This is a genomic window from Rhizobium sp. PP-CC-3G-465, assembly GCF_004343445.1.
Taxonomy (GTDB): domain Bacteria; phylum Pseudomonadota; class Alphaproteobacteria; order Rhizobiales; family Rhizobiaceae; genus Ferranicluibacter; species Ferranicluibacter rubi.
On the sequence record NZ_SLYH01000048.1, the window covers coordinates 1 to 2652 of the forward strand.

The following is a 2652-nucleotide window of genomic DNA, read 5'->3' on the forward strand; positions in this document are numbered from 1 at the left end:
CTTCTCCAACCATTCCGTTCCGCTCCTGTCGATGAAGGAGCATATCAAGCGGCCAAAATCACAAAAGAAAAGGTGGGATGTTCATCGCGCTCACGTCAGTGCCAGATCCGACAGCTCCTACAAGGCGGCCCACCTCGGATGCGTACGGTGAGGTTTGCGCGCGTCGAGCCTGTTGCAGCTTCGACTGTAGAGATCGTCGTCCGCGACGTTGTGGTGCGCGTGACAGGGGATATCGAGCCCGATCATCTGACCAAGATCCTGCGTGCGGTGCGCAGAGCATGATCGCGTCCGGCGTCGTGGTTTATGTCTCCTGCCAACCGGTCGACTTTCGCAAGGGCGCGGCTTCGTTGATGGCATTGGTCAGGGATGGCGGTCTCGATCCGTTCAGTGGTGCCCTTTATGTGTTCCGCTCCAAGCGAACGGATCGTGTTCGCGTCGTGTGGTGGGATGGCAGCGGGGTCTGTCTTTATTCGAAAAGGCTGGAAGAACACAACTCTACATAGCCTGGCATCAAGGATGGACTGATGACGCTGACGCACGCCCAGTTCGAAGCTCTGTTTGCTGGCCTCGATTGGCGGCGGTTTCATGCGGTCTCCTGCCGACCCTGGCACAACGCGACATCGTCATCATGGACAATCTTCCCGCACACAAGGCGCAAGGCGTGCGGCAGATGATCGAAGGTGCCGGATTCAAGCTCCTATACCTCCCGCCCTACAGCCCAGACTTCAACCCATCGAGAAGGTCTTCGCCAGGCTCAAAGCCATCCTGCGCACCAGAGCCGAGCGGACGGTCGAGGCACTTTGGGAAACTGTCGGCCAGATCGTGACACGGTTCGAGCCGCAGGAATGTCAAAACTACTTCAGATCATGTGGATATGACGTGAGCGTCCGGTGAGCCGGTTTTGGTCGTGTGCATAATTGGCGCAAGTTACGTCACAGATGATTCATTTGTGACGTAACAGGGTATGAATGGCCAAGGTTGAGATCCTGACGGGTACGGAGCGACAGCGGCGGTGGTCGACAGAGCAGAAGCTTTCGATATTGCGCGAAGCATTCAGCGCGGATGGCAACGTTTCGGACGTGGCACGTCGGCACGACGTTCTTCCGCAGCAGATTTACGCCTGGCGAAGGAAACTCTTGCCACCCGAACTGAAACCTTCAGAGACCGTATCGTTCGTCCCGGTGTCGCTTGTCGGGGGCTCTGAGAGCTTAAGTGACGGCTCCAAGAGGAGCGGCGCTCGGTCTCGATGGAAAGACGTTGAAATTGTCCTGAGGAATGGCCGCTTGCTGAGAATTGCGGCGGACATGGATCTCGAGCTGCTATCGTCGCTGGTGGCCTGTCTGGAGGCGGCGTGATCGGGCCTTCCGGGAATGTGCGGGTCTATCTGGCCTGCGGAGTGACCGACATGCGGCGTGGCATTGATGGTCTGTCGGCGCTGGTTGAGACGGTCGTGAAGGAGGCACCGGGCTCGGGTGCGATCTTCGGCTTCCGCGGAAAGCGCGCCGATCGGATCAAGCTTCTCTGGTGGGATGGCCAAGGGTTTTGCCTATTTTACAAGGTTCTTGAACGCGGATACTTTCCCTGGCCGACGGCGAAAGAAGGCGTTGCGCACCTGACGCAGGCGCAGCTTTCGATGCTTGTGGAAGGGATCGACTGGCGCCGGCCGGCGTGGACTTCCGCTCCCGGTCGAACGGGATAAAAGCTATATTTTGCAGGGAGATCCGGGGCAAAATACTGGCGATTTTGGCGCAAATCGGCTACATTTGCGGGTATGGAAACAACGCCGCTGGACAGTCAGGACGAGCTATCTGTTTTGCGCGCACTCGTCGCGGAACAGGCGGCGAAACTTGAGAGCCAGCAAGCCGAAGTCAGCAAGCGAGACTCCATTATCGGGCTCCTGCGCGCGCAACTGGAGCTGCTCCGCCATCGGCAGCATGGCGCTTCTTCGGAAAAGATCGACCGGAAGATCGAGCAGTTTGAGCTGATGCTGGAGGAGATCGAGGCCTCCCGTGCCGAGGCTGAGATGCGCTCCGGGAAAGCTCCTCTGCCGGAGTTGGATGACGCGCCGGACAAGCCGAAGCGCAAGCCATTGTCCGATGGTCTTCCAACTGAAGAGCTGGTCTATGCGGCGCCCTGCAATTGCCCGACCTGTGGTGGCACCTCGTTCCTGAAGGCGGCCGACAGGGTGGTCCAGGTGCTGGAGCACGTGCCTGCGTCCATAAAGATTGTCCGCCATGTCGAAAAGCGCATGATCTGCAGGGAGTGCGACACGACGGTAGCGGGTGAGATGCCGACCCTGCCGATCGAGCGCGGCAAGCCCGGACCAGGATTGCTGGCCCATATCATGGTCGCCAAATTCGATGATCACATCCCCCTCTACCGCCTATCCGAGATGTACGACCGGCTGGGCATAGACATCTCCCGCTCCGTCATGGCGGACTGGGTCGGCCGCGTCTCCGTTCTACTGGCTCCTCTTATCTTGCTGATCAGAGCCCATATCGCCGCGCTCGACCGAATACATACGGACGATACCCCGGTCGATGTTCTTGACCCCGGGCGGGGCAAGACAAAAACCGGCAGGGTCTGGGTCTATGTCTTCGATGGAAGCGGTTACCAAGATCCCACTCCCGGCGCGATCGCCTATTACTATAG

The 2652-nt window shown here is 58.9% G+C and carries 4 protein-coding genes and 2 pseudogenes; all 6 read left to right on the top strand.

The features are described from left to right. Positions 1 to 282 (top strand): annotated as a pseudogene (locus C8J33_RS27445) (hypothetical protein); the annotation flags it as partial. Then, positions 279 to 503, top strand: a complete 225-nt coding sequence (gene tnpB, locus C8J33_RS27275; protein WP_165929909.1) for an IS66 family insertion sequence element accessory protein TnpB — start codon at positions 279 to 281, stop codon at positions 501 to 503. The pseudogene C8J33_RS27445 and the gene tnpB (C8J33_RS27275), both read left to right, overlap by 4 nt. 68 nt (positions 504 to 571) lie before the next feature. After that, positions 572 to 894: pseudogene (locus C8J33_RS26705) on the top strand (transposase); the annotation flags it as partial. A 74-nt stretch (positions 895 to 968) separates the two neighbouring features. Then, the gene (tnpA, locus tag C8J33_RS26710) at positions 969 to 1355 is read left to right on the top strand and encodes an IS66-like element accessory protein TnpA (RefSeq protein WP_110731357.1); all 387 of its coding nucleotides are present in this window, start codon (positions 969 to 971) and stop codon (positions 1353 to 1355) included. Next, a complete protein-coding gene (tnpB, locus tag C8J33_RS26715; protein WP_207904077.1) occupies positions 1352 to 1699 on the top strand; it encodes an IS66 family insertion sequence element accessory protein TnpB in 348 nt (115 codons plus the stop codon). The genes tnpA and tnpB (C8J33_RS26715) overlap by 4 nt, the downstream gene beginning before the upstream one ends. Before the next feature lie 72 nt (positions 1700 to 1771). Beyond that, positions 1772 to 2652: IS66 family transposase (locus tag C8J33_RS26720; protein WP_165929910.1), on the top strand; the 881-nt coding region annotated here is incomplete at its 3' end.